The organism is Vibrio kyushuensis (assembly GCF_050337325.1).
GTDB lineage: Bacteria > Pseudomonadota > Gammaproteobacteria > Enterobacterales > Vibrionaceae > Vibrio > Vibrio kyushuensis.
In genome coordinates this window covers 1,129,315-1,149,746 of sequence record NZ_JAKJSV010000002.1, presented here as the reverse complement: position 1 = coordinate 1,149,746, position 20,432 = coordinate 1,129,315, and the positions used below count along the sequence as shown (strand labels likewise).

19 protein-coding genes are annotated in these 20,432 nt (G+C 41.8%); 6 read left to right on the top strand and 13 right to left on the bottom strand.

Annotated features, from left to right (window positions below; translation table 11 throughout):
• Positions 1 to 74 precede the first annotated feature (74 nt).
• The gene (gene fabV / locus L4D20_RS05045; RefSeq protein ID WP_428800451.1) at positions 75 to 1,274 is read right to left on the bottom strand and encodes an enoyl-ACP reductase FabV; all 1,200 of its coding nucleotides are present in this window, start codon (positions 1,272 to 1,274) and stop codon (positions 75 to 77) included.
• 78 nt (positions 1,275 to 1,352) lie between these two features.
• Positions 1,353 to 1,970 carry a multifunctional acyl-CoA thioesterase I/protease I/lysophospholipase L1 gene (gene tesA / locus L4D20_RS05040; RefSeq protein WP_428800450.1) on the bottom strand — a complete coding sequence of 206 codons (618 nt, stop codon included), beginning with the start codon at positions 1,968 to 1,970 and terminating at the stop codon, positions 1,353 to 1,355.
• Here tesA and L4D20_RS05035 point away from each other — a divergent pair.
• From L4D20_RS05035 to L4D20_RS05025, 3 genes are all read left to right on the top strand, one after another.
• Positions 1,969 to 2,661: an ABC transporter ATP-binding protein gene (locus L4D20_RS05035; protein WP_428800449.1), complete on the top strand. Its 693-nt coding sequence runs from the start codon at positions 1,969 to 1,971 to the stop codon at positions 2,659 to 2,661. The genes tesA and L4D20_RS05035 overlap by 2 nt on opposite strands.
• Before the next feature lie 8 nt (positions 2,662 to 2,669).
• Positions 2,670 to 5,111 carry an ABC transporter permease gene (locus L4D20_RS05030; protein WP_428800760.1) on the top strand — a complete coding sequence of 814 codons (2,442 nt, stop codon included), beginning with the start codon at positions 2,670 to 2,672 and terminating at the stop codon, positions 5,109 to 5,111.
• A 294-nt stretch (positions 5,112 to 5,405) separates the two neighbouring features.
• On the top strand, positions 5,406 to 6,845 hold the full coding sequence (locus L4D20_RS05025; RefSeq protein ID WP_428800448.1) for an FAD-dependent oxidoreductase: 1,440 nt from the start codon (positions 5,406 to 5,408) through the stop codon (positions 6,843 to 6,845).
• A 73-nt stretch (positions 6,846 to 6,918) separates the two neighbouring features.
• On the opposite strand, the gene L4D20_RS05020 is transcribed toward L4D20_RS05025, so the two are convergent.
• Genes L4D20_RS05020 through L4D20_RS05010 form a run of 3 tightly spaced genes read right to left on the bottom strand, consistent with a single transcriptional unit; the run spans position 6,919 to position 9,343 of the window.
• Positions 6,919 to 7,857: a 5-oxoprolinase subunit C family protein gene (locus tag L4D20_RS05020; protein WP_428800447.1), complete on the bottom strand. Its 939-nt coding sequence runs from the start codon at positions 7,855 to 7,857 to the stop codon at positions 6,919 to 6,921.
• On the bottom strand, positions 7,854 to 8,558 hold the full coding sequence (locus tag L4D20_RS05015; RefSeq protein WP_428800446.1) for a 5-oxoprolinase subunit B family protein: 705 nt from the start codon (positions 8,556 to 8,558) through the stop codon (positions 7,854 to 7,856). The genes L4D20_RS05020 and L4D20_RS05015 overlap by 4 nt, the downstream gene beginning before the upstream one ends.
• Before the next feature lie 41 nt (positions 8,559 to 8,599).
• Positions 8,600 to 9,343, bottom strand: coding sequence for a 5-oxoprolinase subunit PxpA (locus L4D20_RS05010; RefSeq protein WP_428800445.1), 744 nt, complete (start codon positions 9,341 to 9,343; stop codon positions 8,600 to 8,602).
• 231 nt (positions 9,344 to 9,574) lie between these two features.
• On the opposite strand from L4D20_RS05010, the gene galE reads away from it, so the two are divergent.
• Positions 9,575 to 10,591: a UDP-glucose 4-epimerase GalE gene (galE, locus tag L4D20_RS05005; RefSeq protein WP_428800444.1), complete on the top strand. Its 1,017-nt coding sequence runs from the start codon at positions 9,575 to 9,577 to the stop codon at positions 10,589 to 10,591.
• A gap of 112 nt (positions 10,592 to 10,703) precedes the next feature.
• On the opposite strand, the gene L4D20_RS05000 is transcribed toward galE, so the two are convergent.
• The 6 genes from L4D20_RS05000 to napF all read right to left on the bottom strand — a co-directional run bounded on the left by L4D20_RS05000 (position 10,704) and on the right by napF (position 15,308).
• Positions 10,704 to 10,838: a TIGR02808 family protein gene (locus L4D20_RS05000; protein WP_428800443.1), complete on the bottom strand. Its 135-nt coding sequence runs from the start codon at positions 10,836 to 10,838 to the stop codon at positions 10,704 to 10,706.
• A gap of 14 nt (positions 10,839 to 10,852) precedes the next feature.
• Positions 10,853 to 11,428, bottom strand: coding sequence for a NapC/NirT family cytochrome c (locus tag L4D20_RS04995; RefSeq protein ID WP_428800442.1), 576 nt, complete (start codon positions 11,426 to 11,428; stop codon positions 10,853 to 10,855).
• A gap of 30 nt (positions 11,429 to 11,458) precedes the next feature.
• Positions 11,459 to 11,914: a nitrate reductase cytochrome c-type subunit gene (locus L4D20_RS04990; RefSeq protein WP_428800441.1), complete on the bottom strand. Its 456-nt coding sequence runs from the start codon at positions 11,912 to 11,914 to the stop codon at positions 11,459 to 11,461.
• Between the two features lie 105 nt (positions 11,915 to 12,019).
• A complete protein-coding gene (gene napA / locus L4D20_RS04985; RefSeq protein ID WP_428800440.1) occupies positions 12,020 to 14,509 on the bottom strand; it encodes a periplasmic nitrate reductase subunit alpha in 2,490 nt (829 codons plus the stop codon).
• Complete coding sequence (locus tag L4D20_RS04980) at positions 14,506 to 14,811, bottom strand: chaperone NapD (RefSeq protein ID WP_428800439.1); 306 nt, start codon at positions 14,809 to 14,811, stop codon at positions 14,506 to 14,508. Before L4D20_RS04980 ends, napA begins: the two co-directional genes overlap by 4 nt.
• A 2-nt stretch (positions 14,812 to 14,813) precedes the next feature.
• A complete protein-coding gene (gene napF, locus L4D20_RS04975; protein ID WP_428800438.1) occupies positions 14,814 to 15,308 on the bottom strand; it encodes a ferredoxin-type protein NapF in 495 nt (164 codons plus the stop codon).
• Positions 15,309 to 15,552: 244 nt separating this feature from the next.
• On the opposite strand from napF, the gene narQ reads away from it, so the two are divergent.
• Positions 15,553 to 17,253, top strand: coding sequence for a nitrate/nitrite two-component system sensor histidine kinase NarQ (narQ, locus tag L4D20_RS04970; protein ID WP_428800437.1), 1,701 nt, complete (start codon positions 15,553 to 15,555; stop codon positions 17,251 to 17,253).
• Positions 17,254 to 17,264: 11 nt separating this feature from the next.
• The gene (locus L4D20_RS04965; RefSeq protein WP_428800436.1) at positions 17,265 to 17,897 is read left to right on the top strand and encodes a response regulator; all 633 of its coding nucleotides are present in this window, start codon (positions 17,265 to 17,267) and stop codon (positions 17,895 to 17,897) included.
• A gap of 97 nt (positions 17,898 to 17,994) precedes the next feature.
• On the opposite strand, the gene dcuC is transcribed toward L4D20_RS04965, so the two are convergent.
• Positions 17,995 to 19,362: an anaerobic C4-dicarboxylate transporter DcuC gene (gene dcuC / locus L4D20_RS04960; protein ID WP_428800435.1), complete on the bottom strand. Its 1,368-nt coding sequence runs from the start codon at positions 19,360 to 19,362 to the stop codon at positions 17,995 to 17,997.
• A gap of 255 nt (positions 19,363 to 19,617) precedes the next feature.
• A complete protein-coding gene (locus tag L4D20_RS04955; RefSeq protein WP_428800434.1) occupies positions 19,618 to 20,409 on the bottom strand; it encodes an EAL domain-containing protein in 792 nt (263 codons plus the stop codon).
• Positions 20,410 to 20,432 lie beyond the last annotated feature (23 nt).

Below are 20,432 nucleotides of genomic sequence, written 5' to 3'. Positions count from 1 at the left end.
ACAAAAAAAAGCCCCATAAATAGTAAGGGGCCGTGTTCATTAATTAAAGTCTCAAATGTGAGACTTCTTATATTTTAGTTACTTGGAGTTACAAATTTATCAATATTAACTGGGCTGTCATAGTCAATTGTCTCATAATTGAAACCGTTGAGATTTAAAAATTCAGACTTAAACCCTTGGTAGTCGGCTATTTCTTTGAAATTGTCTTCTGTCATTTCACTTAATATTTTAGAAACTTCCGTCTGAACGCTAGGTTTTAACTCCAAATCGTCGATCCTCAATAGGCGCTCACCATCCAATGGGATGTGATTCTCAGAATAAAGATTGTCACGATACAGTCTTTGCATCTGTTGGATACAACCTTCATGTAAGCCTTTCTGTTTCATTACCTTATATAGCGCTATCATGTATGGCGTTAAGCCGGGGATAAATACACTGGCTTTAGTGACAAGCGCCTTACAAACGGTGGCGTATGCTCCGCCTGAGTAATTTGCGAGTTTTAAGTTCAAAGAGTGACTCGTTTGGTGCAAATCAATTTTTGCTCGACCTAAAGTTCCATCAAGATAGAGTGGGTGAGTGACCTCTGGACCAACATAGGAGAAAGCGATAGTTTGACACCCTTGCGCCACAGATTCTGAATTGATTAGTGTATCTATCCAGCTTTCCCAATCCTCACCCCCCATTACTTTGATGGTGGCTTGCTCTTCTTCTTCATTGGCAGACTCTAAGATGACATCAGACCAAGTATCGTCCTCAAGGCTTATTAGATTACTGTTTATGCTTTGCCCAATAGGTTTAATAGCTGAGCGCCATAATTCACCCGTTTCTGGATTTGGTCTTGCACCAGTGGCCAGACTGTAAATAATTAAATCGACTTCACCTTCAAAGTAGGTTTCGATGGCTTCGATGACTTTATTGCGAGTTTCGGAAGAAAATGCATCACCGTCAATATTAATTGCTAGGCGGCCTGCTATGTCTGCTTGTTGTTTAAAGTAGTAATTATTGTACCAACCAGCACTCGCGCCTCCCTTAGCTTTTGGATCTCTCTCTAATGAAATACCGATGGTATCAGCTTCACAGCCACCAAATGAAAGGGCAATTCGAGATGCAAGGCCAAATCCGGAGGAAGCTCCGATTATAAGTACGCGTTTTGGGCCGTCTGTTATGGGTTTAGCTGCTTTAACAAATTCAATTTGGTCAAGCACAGCTTGTTCACAGCCATGAGGATGAGCAGAGCGAGCAACCATGCCTTGGATGATGGGTTTTATGATCATTTTTGGACCTTCTTACAACAAACTGATCTTAAAAATACCCTAACCCTTTGTTTCTATCATTGAGCTAGACCATTAAAATTAAAGATGAACAGATAATTCTTGCGCAACAAAACTTGCGATCCAAGGTTGTGCAGCTGGTTTTGGGTGGAGCCCATCTTCCATCATCCATTCCGGCTTTATAACGACCTGTTCTAAAAAGAAAGGTATCAAAGCAATTTGCTCTTTCTGTGCAAGAGTTGGATATATCTGATAAAACGCGTCACTGTAACGTTTTCCATAGTTAGGAGGGATGCGTATCTGCATCAGCAAAGGGATCGCATTGGCCTCTTTTACTTGGTTTACTAGCTCTGTGAGAGAGCCGGAGATCAGGCTAGGGGAGAAACCACGTAAACCATCATTTGCACCCAGCTCAATTAACACGTACTTTGGTTGGTGCTCTTTGATTAATAACGGTAAACGCGATAATCCGTTACCTATGGTATCGCCAGAGATACTACCGTTAATAACCTGAACGGTTTTGTTATGTTTTGCCAGTTCGTCACTTAAAAGTGAAGGCCAGGCCCGTTCTATTGGCATGTTATAGCCAGCACTCAAGCTATCACCAAGTACCAGTAATGTGCTGCTGTTTGCCACGTTAGAAAACAAAAGTAAGTTTGAAAATAAAGAAACAAGAACCAAGGAAAATAGTCGAATCATGCAACCATCCATTATCAGTGCAAAGTCAGTATCAAAGGTTATTTCGAATAACCGCGAGTCTCTAACTATCCTTAACGATATTGATATCGATGTCAAAGAGGGCGAGACCATCGCTATTGTCGGTACATCAGGCGCAGGGAAGTCGACGTTGATGACGCTCTTAGCTGGACTAGATACGCCTTCTAATGGGCATATTGAGTTGTTAGGACACACTATTTCAGATATGAATGACGATGATCGTGCTTCGTTAAGAGCTAATAAAATTGGATTTGTTTTCCAAAGCTTCTTATTAGTCCCAACACTTTCGGCACTCGAAAACGTTACTTTGCCGTGTTTATTAAATGGAGGGGCTGTTGATGAAACAAGAGCAAAAGAGTTACTTGAACAAGTAGGTCTTGGCAGTCGGATTGAGCATATACCCTCTCAATTATCTGGGGGAGAGCAGCAACGAGTGGCGTTAGCGCGTGCGTTTATGATTAACCCTAAAATTCTTTTTGCCGATGAACCGACAGGTAACTTAGATCAAAAGACAGCGGGTAAAGTTGTTGAATTACTCTTCGATTTAAATAAGCAACACGGAACGACATTAGTGTTGGTGACTCATGATTTAGCATTAGCGAAACAGTGCGACAGAACCATCCATCTACAGACTGGCTCTGTCGAGAAAGAAACATCAGGTGAAGTAGAATGACCGCTTCTTTGAATCGAACAACGCCAATTTCTAATAATGCTTGGTTATTGAGTTGGAGCGTGAAAGAGATTAGGCAGGGCCAACTTTGGCCTATAATGTTGTCACTCTCTTTGATCATTGCTTGCGTGTTTGCATTATCAGCACTTGCTGAACGCATTGAACAAGTTGTGGTAAAGCAAGGGAAAGAGGCACTAACCGCAGATTTAGTTTTTCAATCCTCGAACCCTATTCCTGAGTCATTGGAAGCCGCCATTGGTGAGACTCCGGTTGAGGTTGGTCGTGTCACAAGCTTTGCGACTATGGCATTTAGCGACACCGAAATGCAACTAGTCTCGGTTAAGGCAATGGAAAGCAGCTATCCGCTACGCGGGACAATGCGATTATCGGCAAAAAATGAAGAGAAAAACCATGTCGAAGAAAGCCAGTTATGGCTTGATAAAAGGTTGTTCGCTCAGCTCAATGTTGAGATTGGCGATACATTGGCAATTGGTGATGCTGACTTTATCGTAACGGGCACCATCGCTGAAGAGCCTGGCCTCTCTTTTAATCCATTCCAGCAGATGCCAACGGTTTTGATTCACTACTCAGATATCAATAAAACGGGAGCAATCCAGCTAGGCAGTCGAGTTCGATATCAATTGTATATCAACGGTGAATCTACACCTCTTGAACTGCTGAAAGAACAAGTGGAACTGACGGCAAGTGAACGTTGGAAGGACACCAATACAGCAAGCCGAACAAGTGACGTATTCAACAATACTACCCAGTACTTGTCGCTTAGTGTCGCTATCGTGATCTTGATGGCAGCAGCTACGTTAGTTCTAACCTGTCAGAACTACGTGGCATCAAGAAGAACTACGATTGCAATGCTTAAAAGCTTAGGCGCAACAAAGCACTGGCTGACTCGTTGGCTATTACTTCAAATGAGCATCTTGCTTGTGATTTCAACTGTGATTGGTTTTAGTTCTGGAGTGTTATTGGAGTATTTGTTAAGGCTACCGTTGGTAGATGTACTGCCGGAACAGTTACCCCCATATGGCCTATCACCTTATATACTTTCGCTGTTTACATGTGTACTGATTGCTATTCCTGCGCTTGGGATTCCATTACTGAACTTACTTGATATTGGTGCTGCGCAAGCGATGCAGCCAACCACTTCATTTGTAATGAAACGTCGATATTATGGGCTCATAGCTGTTCCAATTCTTCCACTACTTACCTACTACGCAACGAATACTCTAGTTTGGATGTTGTTTGCGGGGCTTGTCGGCATATTGTTGATTTTGGCTATTATCAGCCTTTTGGTTACAAAAGTGCTTGCTAAAATATCGCTGTCTCCGGCTTATAAGTTGGCGCTTAATCGTATTCATCGAACGCCATTTATGACAGGTTTGCAATATAGCGCTCTAGGCTTGTCGTTAATGTTGATGGCGACGTTGTGGCTAGTAAGAACCGATCTACTGCAAGATTGGCAGCAAACGCTTCCTAGTAATGCTGCTAACGCATTTGCACTTAATATTTCAGAGCATGAGATCAAGCCCTACCTAACAGAACTTGATGAGCATAGCATCGAACGTTCACAGGCTTTCCCTATAATCCGTGGGCGATTAACTCAGATCAATGGAGTGGACGCAAAACTTAGTCAATCTGACGAAGAGAAAAGCGACGCACTTAGAAGAGAACTCAACTTTACTTGGGGGGAATCTTTACCAGATTACAACCCAATATTAGATGGAGCGTGGACGACAAACAATGGCGTATCCGTAGAGGGACAAGTAGCGCGAGACTTGGGTATTGAGGTTGGTGATACACTGACATTTACTGTGAGCGCACAAGCAGTAGAAGCGACGGTCAATAGCATACGACATGTCGAGTGGCGAGAAATGAAACCAAACTTCTATTTCATTTTTACGCCAGATTTAATGTCTCAACATATGGCGAGTTATTTGGTTAGTTTTCGAGTAGAACCAGAAAATGAAGCGCTACTGTCGCGTTTATCTCGTCAGTATCCAACGGTTAGCTTGATGGATATTCGCGAGATGGGGAATAAAATTGAAAAATTGCTGCAACAGTTCGTATGGGCAATAACATTGCTAGCGGGATTAGGCGGGGTGGCTGGGTTGTTGCTCATCTTCACATTACTGCAGCTTAGCATTGCCCAGCGACAGCAAGAACTTCGTTTATATCGAACTTTGGGAGCGACACATAAGTTTATAAAACGAACGATATGGGCCGAATATGGGCTCATGGCATTGGTTGCTGGGGTTGTTGCTAGTTTAGGTGCAGAACTGGTGGTGGCTGCGATCTTGAAATTCGGCTTTGAACTTCCCATTTCTTGGCATAATTCACTATGGCTGGCTCTTCCTTTGATTGCTTTTTGCACACTTTTCGTAGTTGTGGGTAGTTTAGTTAAAACACTGTTAACCCCTATGAACAAAGAGATTAATTAGTATTTGCTTAAACGTTTTGAACAGTTATCCACAAAAACGGTGGATAAAGTTTTGGATAACTTAGCCTGTAGATAAGTGTGATCATAGCCGAGCCCTTTGAATACATGATCTGGGAGAATGTTGTTATTCACATGACTGTAAAAAATTGTATTTAGAATTAATGCGTCAAGCATTTTTTCGATTATTTTTAACATTTATATTTGGAAATTATGTTGATAACTACTTACAAATATCGGTTGATTAAGAGTTACAAGGTTCTAAAATACGCACAGAATAAAATTACTGATGTTTGTCATGGAAAATGAAGTACAGAGCTTAAAACGCGTTAAGGTCGCCGTTATTGGTGGTGGAGTTTCCGGCTCTACTGCTGCGGTACATTTAAGTGAATTAGGTATTTCCGTAGCTCTAATTGAAAAGGGTGAAGGGCTTGTTAACGGCCCTCCTATTTGCCATTTACATGCTGGTGGTAACCTCTATAGAGAAATATCGGCGCAGCAGTGTCTAGAACTGCTAGAGCAATCGATAAATACAGTTCGACTTTTCCCGCATACAATCAACCGTCGACCAACGGTCATTGCCACTCCCCTGACTGATGAGGGTAACCCCAATGACATTTTACACCGCTTAGATATCATCAAAGATTGTTATGAAAAGCTGATCACGCGTGATCCAAAAAATGAAGTGCTAGGAAAGCCAGAACACTATTTCAAATCCTACAGTAAATCTCAGTTAGTCAAACTTCGACAAAAACAGCAAGGTGAAAATCCAATCGAGCTAGATGATTGGGTAATCCCATTCGCTCAACATACCAACCTCGATGCCTTGAAGTATCCGGTAATCGCGGTACAAGAGTATGGTTGGAGTGTGTTTCGTTTGGCCGCGAGTGCGAGTTTAATTCTTGAACAGGTTAAATCGTGTGAAGTGATGACCCAAACAACCTTAATTCGAGCGCAATTCGACGGAGGTAGTTGGCTATTGACCTACCAGGATTCAGAGCATGAGACAAAGCAAATACGCTGCGACTACTTAGTCAATGCTTGTGGTTATCAAACGGGTACCGTTGATGATAAAGCAGATTATCAGCGTAAACGTATGGTGGAGTTTAAAGCGGCCTACCTTACTAAGTGGGCATCGTGTGAACAGCAATGGCCAGAAGTTATTTTTCATGGACCAAGAGGCACATCGAAAGGCATGGCGCAATTGACTCCTTATGCAAACGGTATTTTCCAATTACATGGAATGACTGAGGAGATTACCTTGTTCAAGGATGGTCTGGCATCTTCCACCTCCGACTCTGCACAGCCTAAATTGCCATGTCGATTAGTAGGCAAGATCAATACAGGTTGGCCTGACGATGTTATGGCGGAAAGAACTCTAAAAGCAGTCCATCATATGGAACAGTTTATACCATCTTTTGGCTCGGCAGAAATGGTGGCTAAACCGTTATATGGCGCCCAGCAAATTCCAGGCACAGATTCAACATTGCGATCTACAGATGTAAGTTTTGAACCTCAAAACTATGCTCGAATTGAAGTGGTAAAAGGGTCTTCTGCGTTAGAAGCAGCAAGAAAACTCGTGACTAACTGGGGTTTGAAGCAAGATACAAAAGCAAGTGTTGAAGAACTACATCCTGTTTCGCTTTCGTTAAGCTATCAAGATGTTGAAACAAAAGCTAAGGAACTTGCAGCCGCACGTTCTTATCCAATAGAACTAGCAATGCTGACGGGCTCGTAGCAAGGCAGAAAAAAGACTTTCTATGTTATGTGGGCTTAAAGTGTAATTAGAAAGAAATCAATTCTAAATACAATCAATAGCCGAAAAATCGAGCCCACTGGCACCATACGTCTTGTAATCCCTTCAGATCACCTTTTACAAATTGAACGGCTTGCCTTGGTTTTGCTTGAGCAAGCCTAGGCAAATCAATTCGCGCAACACAACCAATCTTTGGGTAACCTCCAATTGTTTGGCGGTCGTTCAGTAAAATGATGGGCTCACCATTTGGGGGGACTTGGATTGCTCCCAATGCTATACCTTCACTCAATATATCACCCACTGGGGGTGTTATTTTACCATCAGTCAATCGGTAGCCCATCCGGTTTATATGCTGGCTAACCGAAAAGGTTTGTTGATAAAAAGCAGTCATAGAGTCACTTGAGAACTGGCTGTGTTGATAGCTTTCAATGACCCTAAGTTTAAGTGGAAGGTTGTAATCTGGTGTGAAGCGGAAAGTGAGAGAGTTGGGTTTAAGTTGCTGTCGATGCGTACTAAAAGAGATCACGTCGCCGTGTGTTATTGGTTTTCCATCTTCGTTTTGTCCCCCAAGGCGATCTCTCATGACAGTGGCACAACTTCCATGTTGCTGCTTAACATTAAAACCACCTACAACGGCCAAATAAGACCTTAAGCCGTTCTTAGCAAAGCCAAATTTGAGTCTTTGACCTTTCTGAGCATTGAAGGTAGACCAGTTTCTAACCTTAATACCATCGAGGGTTACCCCCAGCTCTCCTCCAGCAATGGATAAGGTGCAAGGCTTCAAAACCTCAAAGTCTGCTTGTCCGAGCGTTATTTCAATTGTTGCACTGTTAACAGGGTTAGCTAAAAGGTGATTTGCCCAGCTGTATGCGTATTCATCTATTGGGCCTCCTTGAGTTAAGCCTAGGTGGCTCAAACCATATCGACCAAAATCTTGAATAAGGCTCAGTTGACCAGGCTTGTGGATTTTCAGCCCTTGATGAAGATGTTTCATAGTCGTTCCTTACGAGGAATTTTACCGCCAAGCGCGAGAAATTTATCTCTAGAGATTGACGTAAACTGGACTGTAGCGCCAATAGAGAAAGGCGTCATTGGCTCTTTGTTAGGGTTGTACAACTCGTAAGGACAATTACCAATAATGTTCCAACCTCCGGGAGACTGATCTGGATAAACTGCGGTTTGATTGTTGGCAATCGCAATACTTCCTTGAGGGACTTTCAGTCTAGGAGAGCCGAGCCGAGGCTTTTGCAAAGCAGGGTGAACGTCAGTTAAGAAAGCGAACCCTGCTGAGAAACCAATAGCGGAAACGGTATACACCTGTTGGGTATGAAAAGTGATGATGTCATCAAGTGTTAAGCCATCTTCAAAGTACATGTCTAAATCAGGACCTACAGATGGGTCGTAAAAGGCAGGAAGAAGGATTATGGGATCCGATGACGCATTTTGAAGGTCAACTTGCTCTAAGGATTTTTCAAGCAAAGGGATGAATGCACTCATTGCGATGCGATGAGGAAGGTAATCAACCAGAATCGTGCAGTAAGAAGGCGTGATATTCATCAACCAATCAGGGAATGTGTCTGACAGTACTCGTGCACAAGAACCGATATAGAGTGACAATTCATTTGATGGTTTTACATTAAATTTAATTAACAGCGAGCACTCAGCGATAGGCTCAATAGTGTAAGGAAAAGACATAACGCCCTCCTAGTGAGTCGATGTGAGTAAGCCAAAAGTGTTTAGTTTTCATTAATAAAGCGAGATATGGTTTGGATAAGCTGAATAGAATCTTCGTTATCACCATGAACACAAATGGTGTCTGCTTCGATAGGAATCACAAATCCATCGAGCGTCGTTACTTTCTGATAATGCACTATTTGCTTTAATTGATTAAGAATATCTTCGTGGCGAGTATGAACTGCGCCTTGAGTATCTCTGGGTGCAAGTAAACCATTTGCGAGATAGGCTCTATCAATAAAGGCTTCAAACAGCAGAGGAACATCATAGCGGTCGGCAACTTCTAACTTTGATTGGTTTTGCTGTGTTGCTAATGTCATTAGTGGAATGTGAAAACAGGATACGGCATCAACTACGGCCTCGAAGATTTGATCGCCTTTTTGCATATCATTGTATAGAGCACCGTGAGGCTTAACATAGTCAAGTTGTGCATTTTTACTTTCGCATAACGCTTTCATTGCACCTATCTGATAAATCAAGATGTTAGAAAGCTGCTGAGGTTCAAATGCCATTGAACGCCGACCAAAGCCGTGTAGATCAGGGTAGCTAGGGTGTGCACCTATGGATACGTCGTATTTCAAAGCTAAATCAATAGTATCGCTGATGATATTGGGGTCAGAGGCGTGAAATCCACAAGCAATATTGGCCATATTGATATGGGGCATGACTGCTTCGTCAGATCCCATCGTCCAAGCTCCATAGCTTTCGCCCATATCGCAATTCAAGGTAATTGTTGTCTGTGTCATCGCTATACCTAGTGTTTGGCTGCTATTCAAAAGTCTCATTACACGTTATTTAATGATAGTAACCAAACCTATGATTAATAAAGGTGATAAAAGTAACAAGTAAGACTTCTTACAGTAAAGAAAAGTGGTTGAAATTTCAAAGCGATAGGCATTTTTCTATGAGGTCTACACTTGTTTGTATATACTTAAACAAGTTTTCAAATACTAAGAATTAGCTAAAGGTTAGGTGACATGAACGTATTGGTAACAGGTGGCATGGGCTACATTGGTAGTCATACATGCATTCAAATGATTGAGTCGGATATGACACCGATCATTTTCGATAATCTTTATAACAGCAAGAGCAGTGTTTTAGAGCGCATTGAGAAGGTATCTGGTTCTCGTCCTACTTTTGTTCAGGGAGATATTCGTGATAAAGCGTTACTCGTAAAAGTAATGACGGATCACAATATTGATCACGTTATTCACTTTGCTGGACTTAAGGCTGTCGGAGAATCGGTTGAGAAGCCACTTGAGTATTACGATAACAACGTCAATGGCACGTTGGTACTGGTTGATGCGATGCGCGAAGCCAACGTTAAAAGCTTAGTCTTTAGCTCTTCAGCAACTGTATATGGCGATCCTGCCTCAGTTCCTATCACTGAAGACTTTCCAACAAGTGCTACGAACCCTTATGGCCGTAGTAAGCTAATGGTTGAGGAGTGCTTAACGGATTTCCAAAATGCTAACCCTGATTGGAGTATCACCTTATTACGTTACTTTAATCCAGTAGGATCACACCCAACTGGTGAACTAGGTGAAGACCCGCAAGGTATTCCAAATAACTTAATGCCTTTTGTATCCCAAGTTGCTGTCGGTCGACGTGAATTTCTCTCTGTATTTGGTGACGACTACCCAACTAAAGATGGGACTGGAGTACGTGACTATATTCATGTGATGGATTTGTCTGATGGTCATGTTGCTGCTCTTAAAAAAGTGGGCACGAAACAAGGGCTTCATATATACAACTTGGGTACAGGAAATGGCTACAGTGTTCTAGATATGGTTAAAGCCTTTGAATCGGCTTCCGGTAAGCCTGTTCCTTATAAAGTTGTTGAACGTCGCGCTGGTGATATCGCTGAATGTTGGGCAGACCCAAGTAAGGCAATCAATGAGCTAGAATGGAAAGCTGAGCGTACGTTAGAACAAATGACGCAAGATACTTGGCGTTGGCAATCAACGAATCCACAAGGTTACCCAAGTAACTAGTCTCACTGCAAAGAATTGTATCTATTAGTGTTTCGTTTCTAGTTATTGCGTACACAAAAAAGCCACCAAACGGTGGCTTTTATTTTTTAGCTAGTTAATCAAATAGCGAAGATTAAACTTCTTTGTCCTTTCCTAGCGAAAGTAACCAAAGACTAACCGCAGCGACACCTGCAAAACCTGCAAGTATAATAACTGGCATCGCGCTGTAGCCGAGAATATGCCAAAAAGCAGATTCTAGTGTACTCATATTCTGACTCCTTATTACCAGCCTTCAACACCATGCATGTCTGGCAGTTTGTGTGCAATACCTTTGTGGCAATCTACACAAGTCTTCTCACCTGATGCTAAAGCCGTTGAGTGCTGTTTAGCACTTCGAGAGCTTTGTTCCGAGAAGTCCATGAACTCAAACTCGTGACAATTTCGACACTCAAGTGAGTCGTTGTTTTTAAACCTCGACCATTCTCGTTCCGCTAAATAAGCTCGGCGGTCTTCGAATTTCTCTTGGGTACCAATAGTATCAAGCACGAAGTGAGCAAATAGCTCTTTTGATGCTTGTACCTTACGTACAATTTTGTCACTCCACTCATGAGGTACGTGACAATCCGAACAGATTGCACGAACACCAGAACGGTTTGAATAGTGAATCGTTTCTTGAATCTCTTTAACAATTGGTGCGTGACAACCAGAACAGAATTCTTCTGAGTTGGTTGCTTCCATACCCGTGTTAAATGCACCCCAGAACAGCAAGCCACCTGCGAAACCCATAAATAACACAACGCCAACCGCTGCTTTACTTGGGCTCGATAGTCGCTTCCAAAACGCTTTAAGTAATTTCATAAAATAGCCTCTCTTCCACTCAGGCTACGATTAGCGTAACGAGTCAACAGGTTTAAATTCATTCTCAACCAGTGGTTTAGCGGCTGCTTGAGGAACGTGACACTGAAGACAGAAGTATCGACGAGGCGACACATCTGCAAGTACTGCGTCTTCACGGTTGACATAGTGAGTCACACTGATCTTAGTTGCGCCCATCTCTTTCGCGTTTTTCCAGCTGTGACACGCTAAACATTTGTTTGCATTCAGTGAAACTTCGTAGCTTCTGATTGAGTGGGGTACAAGAGGTGGCTGATAGACATATTCACTGTCTAATACTTGTTCTCTTGGGAATTTTTTAAAATCATCAGCTGGGCGTGTTACTTCTAGTTCACTTGCACCACGTAGTGATTCAACGCCACCGATACCGCCAGGGTTGTCACTTTCTGCTTGAGCTACACCAGTAAATAAAAGACCAACTGACAATAGAGCCGTAATCAGTTTTTTCATGTTCATTTCTCCGCCTAATGGCTAATCCTTTGATTGGCAGTTGTTGGCTTTTTTAAGTAAACAACTGCCATACGTTCTCATTCTTAGTAAGTGAAAATTTACCTATTAAGAAACCTTAGTGATCTTGATTGGACACTTCTTAAAGTCCGTCTGTTTTGATAGAGGATCAGTTGCGTCTAAGATCAGTTTGTTAATGAGGATTCGTGCATCAAAGAATGGTACGAATACCAAACCTTTTGGTGGACGGTTTCGGCCGCGTGTTTCAACACGAACACGTACTTCACCACGTTTGTTTTCCATAAGAACTTCATCACCACGACGTAAACCGCGAGCTTTTGCATCTTCTGGGTGGATGTAACACAGAGCATCAGGGACCGCTTTGTACAACTCAGGTACGCGTCGAGTCATTGTTCCTGTATGCCAATGCTCTAGTACTCGACCAGTACATAACCAAAGGTCAAATTCTGAATCAGGGTATTCAGGTGCAGGTTCGAAAGGCGCTGAAATGATCAGTGCTTTACCATCTGGTTTACCATAGAAGTCCCAACCAGATCCTTTTTTAGCATATGGGTCAGAACCTTCTTTATAACGCCAAAGTGTTTCTTCACCATCAACAACAGGCCAACGTAAACCGCGAACATGATGATAAGTATCGTAAGGTGCTAAATCATGGCCATGACCGCGACCAAATTCTGCGTACTCTTCAAACAAGCCTTTTTGTACATAGAAACCTTGAGCATGAGCATCGTCATTTAGCTCACGAGATTCTTCAATAGGGTACTTGTCAACTTCGCCGTTTTTAAACAGCATGTCGTACATTGATTTGCCACGATATTGTGGAGCTTGCGCTAGAAGTTCTTCACCCCAAACTTCTTCGATGCTGAAGCGTTTAGAGAACTCCATGATCTGCCAAAGGTCAGATTTTGCTTCTCCAACTGTACCTACTTGTTGATACCAAGCTTGGGTACGACGTTCAGCGTTACCGTAAGCCCCTTCTTTCTCAATCCACATTGCTGTAGGAAGGATAAGGTCTGAAGCTTGCGCTGTTGCAGTAGGGTACGGGTCAGAACAAACAATAAAGTTATCTGGGTTACGGTATCCTGGCAGACGTTCATTATTAATATTTGGACCGGCCTGAAGGTTGTTGTTACACATGATCCAGTAAGCGTTGATTTTTCCATCTTTTAGCAAGCGGTCTTGAGCAACGGCGTGAGCGCCAGGCTTTGGAGGAATGGTGCCTTCAGGTAGTTGCCAGATTTTCTCTGCAATCTTACGGTGCTTAGGGTTCGCCACAACCATATCAGCAGGCAAACGGTGAGAGAAAGTACCAACTTCACGAGCGGTACCACAAGCAGACGGTTGGCCAGTTAGTGAAAACGGGCTGTTACCCGGAGTTGAAATCTTGCCCGTAAGCAGGTGAATGTTATAAACCAAGCTGTTCATCCAAACACCACGAGTATGTTGGTTCATACCCATCGTCCAAAGCGACATTACTTTAATATTTGGATCGGCGTATTGTTTAGCGAGCTCGATAAGTTTCTCGACCGAGACACCTGACATCTCAGACGCTTTCTCTGCCGTGTAAGGAGCTACAGACGCTTTATAGCCTTCAAAATCAAGCGGCTTCATTGCGCCAACGTTTGGATTCGCTGCTTTCATCTGTAGTGGGTCGTCGTCGCGAAGACCGTAACCAATGTCAGTTGTCGCTTGCTTGAAGTTAGTGTGCTTATTAACAAAGTCCCAATTTACAGCATCGTTTTCGATGATGTAGTTGGCAATAAAGTTGGCAATTGCCAAGTCACTTTGTGGTTCAAAGATGTAACCTTGATCCGCAAGCTCGAAAGAACGGTGATAGTAAGTCGATAGTACGTTAACTTTAACGTGTGGGTGGCTTAGGCGGCGGTCGGTGATACGAGTCCAAAGTACCGGGTGCATTTCTGCCATGTTTGAACCCCAAAGCACGAAAGAATCAGCATGCTCGAAGTCATCGTAACAACCCATTGGTTCATCGATACCAAATGTACGCATGAATGCGCCTACAGCAGAGGCCATACAGTGACGGGCATTAGGGTCGATGTTATTAGAACGGAAACCCGCTTTCATCATTTTGGCTGCAGCGTAACCTTCCATTACTGTCCACTGGCCTGAACCGAACATACCGACACCAGTAGGTCCATGTTTTTTAAGGGCCTCTTTCCATTTTTCAGCCATAGTATCAAATGCTTGATCCCATGAAACTGGAGCGAAATCGCCGTTTTTATCGTACTTTCCATCTTTCATACGAAGTAGCGGTTGCTCAAGACGATCTTTTCCGTACATGATTTTTGAAAGGAAGTAACCCTTGATACAGTTTAAGCCTTTGTTTACTGGTGATTCTGGGTCACCTTGTGTGGCTACAACTTTACCATTTTGAGTACCAACAAGTACGGAACAGCCTGTACCGCAGAAACGACAAGGCGCCTTATCCCATGTGATTTTTGTTTGATCGGAGCTAGCAATCAGATTCGTTGCTGTTGCTGGCAATGTTACGCCTGCAACTGCAGCTGCTGATGCTGCAGCGTTTGCTTTCACAAACGCTCGTCTTGTCATTTTCATACTTCACCCTCAGTGTGGGAATGGTTAGTTCCAGTGTCTATATCCGTATCGTCTAAGTTTGATTCAATCTGGTGGTACACCAATGCAGTACTTAGAACGTTTGGTAAATTGTTAATAGCGTCGATGGTATCTGTTACAAATCCCTGGTTTTCAGTTTCCAAAACCACAATGACTTTTCCTTCTGGGCTATCTCCATATATCTCAGCATTATCGAATGTTTCGATTTGAGCTTTAATCGTATCTAGATGCTCAGGGGCAACATGCACCACTAAACTAGAAATGTGCACTTCATTTAGTGCCATAGTTATATCTCGTTATTATTGACATTACTTACTTTGATGGATGACGTCGGGCAAACTGAAACGCAGGCACCACATCCATTACACTCATCAAGGTCCAAATTGGGTTGTGCGACTTTCCCTATTTCTGGTTTAAACTTAATCACCATAGCGTCGCACACATCACTACAGCTTCGACATTCAATGTTTTTGTACGCTAAGCATTGATCTTCAATAGTTATTTCAGCATACCAAGGTGAATCATGCTGCGACTTAAATAGAGATTCAGGGCATGAATCTGCACATTTGTAACAAAATGTGCACTCGTCGATAGAGAAATCAATCGTAGGAAAACCACCTTCACCCTTAACGATGATTTTATTTTCACAACTCTCAATGCATTTTCCGCATCGTGTACAGTCGTAAACAAATTCGTCAGGGCTTTTAAGCCAAGGGAGGCGGACTGATTTATCATCCACTTTAGTCCTTGAAAATAGTCTTCTTCTAGAAAGGTTTACCACTGCTCCGCCTTAAATTGATAAATACCTCTTAAGGGTAGTCTATATTTCTTGTTAATAAACAGTATTTATCTGTACATAAATTGTAGTTTTTGACATATTTGAATAAATACCCAGAAGGGGTTAATTGGGTACTTTTTATGTTTTAGATCAATAAATTCCATGGTGAGTGATCACATATTTATAGAAGACGAAAAGAAATTATTGTTTATGAGAAAAATTATAAAAATATCTCAAGGAGAAATCTTTGCTCAAAAGGGTTAAGCACTCGGTAACGAGTACAATTGCGAAAGCTATGTTGTTGATTGTATTGCTGTCATTAGTTACGACGAGTTTGGCTATTATTACGCTAGCATCAAGTATAAACGACGCAGAGGCTGTTAACGTAGCAGGCTCGATGAGAATGCAAAGTTATCGATTGGCTTATGATATTGAAACTGAATCGGGAAATTACTCTTCTCATATTTATCAATTTGAGCGTTCAATTTATTCAACATCTATGAAGCAGCTTCAGGGCTTTATCGTTCCTGATGACATTACACAAGATTACTATCGTTTGATTTCACGATGGCATCAGCTCAAGAAAATATTACAGAGTGACGAGAAAGAAGAATATTCAGTTGTCGTTGCAAAATTTGTTTCACAAATAGACGATTTTGTTTTCAAACTGCAGATGTTCTCTGAAAAAAAACTAATGGTGTTGGCTTGGGTCGGTGGTATTGGTTTAGGTGCCATTCTGATTGTCAGTGTTTTTGTCGTTCGATATATTCGAAAAGAAATTGTAGGCCCGCTCAAATCGTTGGTCACGGCCAGTGAACAAATAAAAGATAGAACATTTGATGTATGGCTTGATACCTCAAGTAAAAGTGAAATGGGTATTCTGACTCGCGCGTTTAATCAGATGGCTGCAGATTTGGGGAGTATGTACTCTGGTTTGGAAAAAGCCGTGAACGAGAAAACGCACAAATTACAGCATGCGAATCAGTCCTTGGGCGTTTTGTATAAATCTTCTCAGGAGCTGACTGCCTCACGCATTACCCAAGACAATTTCCAAGCGATACTGGATCAAATCGCCAATGTAGAAGGTATTAAAAGCGCCAAAATAGAGATCAGTGAAGTAGGGGAAAAAAATACTGTACTTGTCGCGGGAGAAATTTGTGATGATTACAACAAAAGGAAGCCGTTTGAGCTTGATGGCGTTCATTTAGGTTTTCTCTACTGGCAAAGTGGGTTACCTTGCCCAGATCAGGCGTTGATAGATAATTTTGTGCAGATTTTATCAAGAGCTATTTATTATAATCAGGCCCAAAGACAAGCAGAACAACTGCTTCTTATGGAAGAGAGAGCGACGATAGCAAGAGAGTTACATGACTCATTGGCTCAATCGCTTTCATACCTGAAAATCCAAGTATCTTTGTTAAAAAAAGTGTTAGCTAAGCAAGAGCCTAATGGACATACGGAACAAGCTAACCAAGTAATTGGTGAAATTCACAGTGGAATTTCATCTGCGTATACGCAACTGAGAGAGCTATTAACAACATTTCGTTTGACGATAAAAGAAGGTAGCTTCGGTCAAGCATTACATGAAATGTTGTCACAGTTAGAGCAGAGAACGGAAGCTGATATTCAATTGAATAACGAACTGTCGTCAATTGAATTGGATGCACACCAGCAAGTGCATTTGTTGCAACTTATACGTGAAGCAACGATTAACGCAATTAAACACGCAAATGCTTCGAAAATAGAAGTAAATTGCGTAGAAAAAGACAATATGGTGACTGTATCAATAGTCGATGATGGTGTCGGCTTTGAAAAAAACGGAGAGAAACTAAATCACTACGGAACGACAATAATGCATGAACGTGCTTCTCGTTTAAAAGGTGATTTACAAATAAACTCTTCGAAACACAACGGGTGTTCAGTCATTCTTAAATATCAACGAGCTTAAGGACGTAGATTTTGACAAATTGTAAAGTAATGTTGGTGGACGATCACCCGTTAATGAGACGTGGTATTAGCCAGCTTTTGGCTTTTGAGGATGAATTTGACGTTGTTGCCGAAGCGAGCAACGGTGCCGATGCAATAGCCAAAGCCCATGAGATTGAGCCGGACTTAATACTGCTCGATTTAAACATGAAAGGAATGTCAGGGTTAGATACGTTAAAAGCACTACGAGCGGATGGCGCTACAGCCGCTATCGTCATTTTGACAGTCTCTGATAACGGTGGAGACATTGAAGCTATTATCAAAGCGGGTGCCGATGGTTATCTGTTAAAGGATACTGAGCCTGATGATTTGGTCGCTCTATTGAAACAGGCAACTGCAGGTGATAAAGCGTACAGTGAAGAAGTTGTTAAATACCTAGCACACCGAGGAAGTGAGGAGGATATCTTCTCTCAATTAACGACTCGTGAAAGGCAGATACTTCAGGAAGTAGCAAAGGGGTTTAGAAATAAACAGATTGCAGATCGCCTGTTTATCTCTGAATCGACTGTTAAAGTACACATGAAAAGCTTGTTGAAAAAGCTTCAAGTACCTTCACGTACTGCCGCAACCGTTTTATATTTGGAGCGATTTGGTGATTCAAAGTAAGCGCCATTAATTTGAAACTAAAGCGTTAAATATACATAAGGCTCCCAATGGGAGCCTTTTTTATTTTTTCTTGATAACTACTTTTATCAATAACTTTTTATGCAGTCATTGGAACTAAAATAACAGTACCGATAATGACGGTGATGAGACCAAACAGTACAGGCACCGATGTTCGTTTTACCACTTCAAATGGACTAATATTGCCCATACCAGAGGTAGCAACAATAACACCAGAAACCGGAGAAATTGTACGACCTAAGTTGGAGGCTTGAAGCATTGGAATAATCAAGAAAGCCGGGTTTAAGCCCATCTTTGCAGCAAGTGAAGGAGCGAGCTCTACGAAAGCGTAAAATGGCGCATTTCCTGAACCTGTCGCAATTGCTGCTGCTACTGTTAAACCCGTAAGAATAAACATAAGTGCGATACCACCAGCCCCTGCGGCTTCAGCTAAATGAAGCAGATTATCAATAGCACCAATTGACATTAGACCTTGTGCAAAAACGCCAGCAGCGACTAACAACATGACAACACCTTTGAATGCATCTGCCATGCCTTGGTAACAAGACTCAAGATCTTCTAGAGTTTTCTGCCCATTGAATCTCTTGGTGATGAAATCTGTCATCGCACCAACAAAGATTGAAAGCACAACGATGGTGTAGATGTCTAAATAAAGACCAGGAATTGTTTCGCCGTTAAAGAGGAATACCCCAATTATTGGCAAGAATGGCAATATCGCATAATACGCAGGCGCATTAACTTCGATCTCGGAAATGTCGATACGCTCCATTGGCGTACTTTCTTTCTTATCTAGGTATTTATTCCAAAAGTACGCAGCGCCAGCCATGACGATTATGGCACAAATAGACACTGGCAAAACGGTTTCAACTGCAAAAACATGCAGAGGTAAGCCGGATTTTTCCGCTGCAATAACAACGTCGCCCGAAGTAGGGGAAAGAATAATAGCGGCTGGTGATGCACAAACAGCAACAGCAGCGGGGCGAGAAATACCCATCGCGGTCATCATTGGGAATAACGTGGCCATTAATAGAACACCTAGACCAGTTGCAGAGCTCACCGCAAGCGACATTAAGCAAGCAACAATATAAGCAGCGACTAATAAAACGTATGGGGACTTAATGATAGATAGAGGCTTTGAAAATTGTTTAACAACGACGTTATTTGCACCAATATGAGTCATGTAAGAGGCGAATCCACACAGCAACATGATCTGCATCCCTAAGCCGCCGCCACGATATTGAAGCATATATTTTACATACTCTAATGAGTCTGTGAACATATTACCGGTTGAAGCAATAGAGTCAGGTAACACAGTATGACCGATAATACCTGTCGTAATAAGTAGTAATAATCCGGCGGTTAATAAAACACCAGCTGGTTTGTAGCCTTTAACAATAAAGTAACCGACAGCAACTGTTACTGCTATGCCGATGAATAACTCCAACATAAATCCCTCTCTAAACTATTGTAATAACTTCATGGATATTTCAATTTGTAACCATGAATGTACAAAAGTTTCCTATGTAGCACGAGTAAAACATCAGCTCTACATGATCTAAAGCAATAAGGAATTAATGGAGTAACGCAAATGAATGTAGCTTGTAAATACATTGTGTTATTGGTGTGTTGTGCTTGTGGCTGTTTTGCTATGGTTGATTATTAACATTAATTGGAGAGTAGGTATTATAAATGTGCTGAATAATTAAACTGCATTTTTGACTCTAGAGAGAATAGGTTGTGGTGTAGCAAGAAAAAAACCTTGAAACATATCAAGTTCGAGCTTGATCATCGTATCTAAATGTTCTTGAGTTTCTATACCTTCTACGATGATTTTTGCTCCTATAGAGCGAGCGACGTTAATCCCCTCCATAAACCGAGAAGAGTGGCCTCGCATATGCTCAAGGAGTAGATCTCTGTCGAGTTTAACAATGTCGGGCTGTAAAGACTTCACCCTTTCAATGGTGGATGCACAAGCACCAAAGTCATCGATAGCTATTTGATAACCAGCATGAGAGAGTTTTTTTATAGCCTCTAAGAAGAGAAATTCATTGTTAGCGTTGAGCTCAACAATTTCCATCACTATCTGCGAGCGATCAATTCTTAGCTCATTGAGTCGGTTCGATAATAAACACGTCTCAACATCATTTAATGCAAAGTATTCACTCACACTGGGTAGTATGTTTAGAAATAAAGTTAAATGATTGTATTGGGAAATAGAAAAGTTTCGTATATGAATGACACGACTTAATTTGTCTAAGTTGATTTTATCTTTAATGGAGATATTAGTAGAGCTAAAAAATAGATCCGGGCGGATTGTTTGACCTTCAGATGTCGTGATTCGTACAAGTGCTTCTACACCTATTAATACTTGGTCATTAGTAAATATTGGTTGAAAAACACTTCGCAGATGCCAGTTTGAATATTGAGCAATATACTCACCATTCACATCGGTAGAAATCAAAGGTTGAAATTGTGATTTTGTAGTTAAAATCATAATGCCTGTATAATTAATGAACA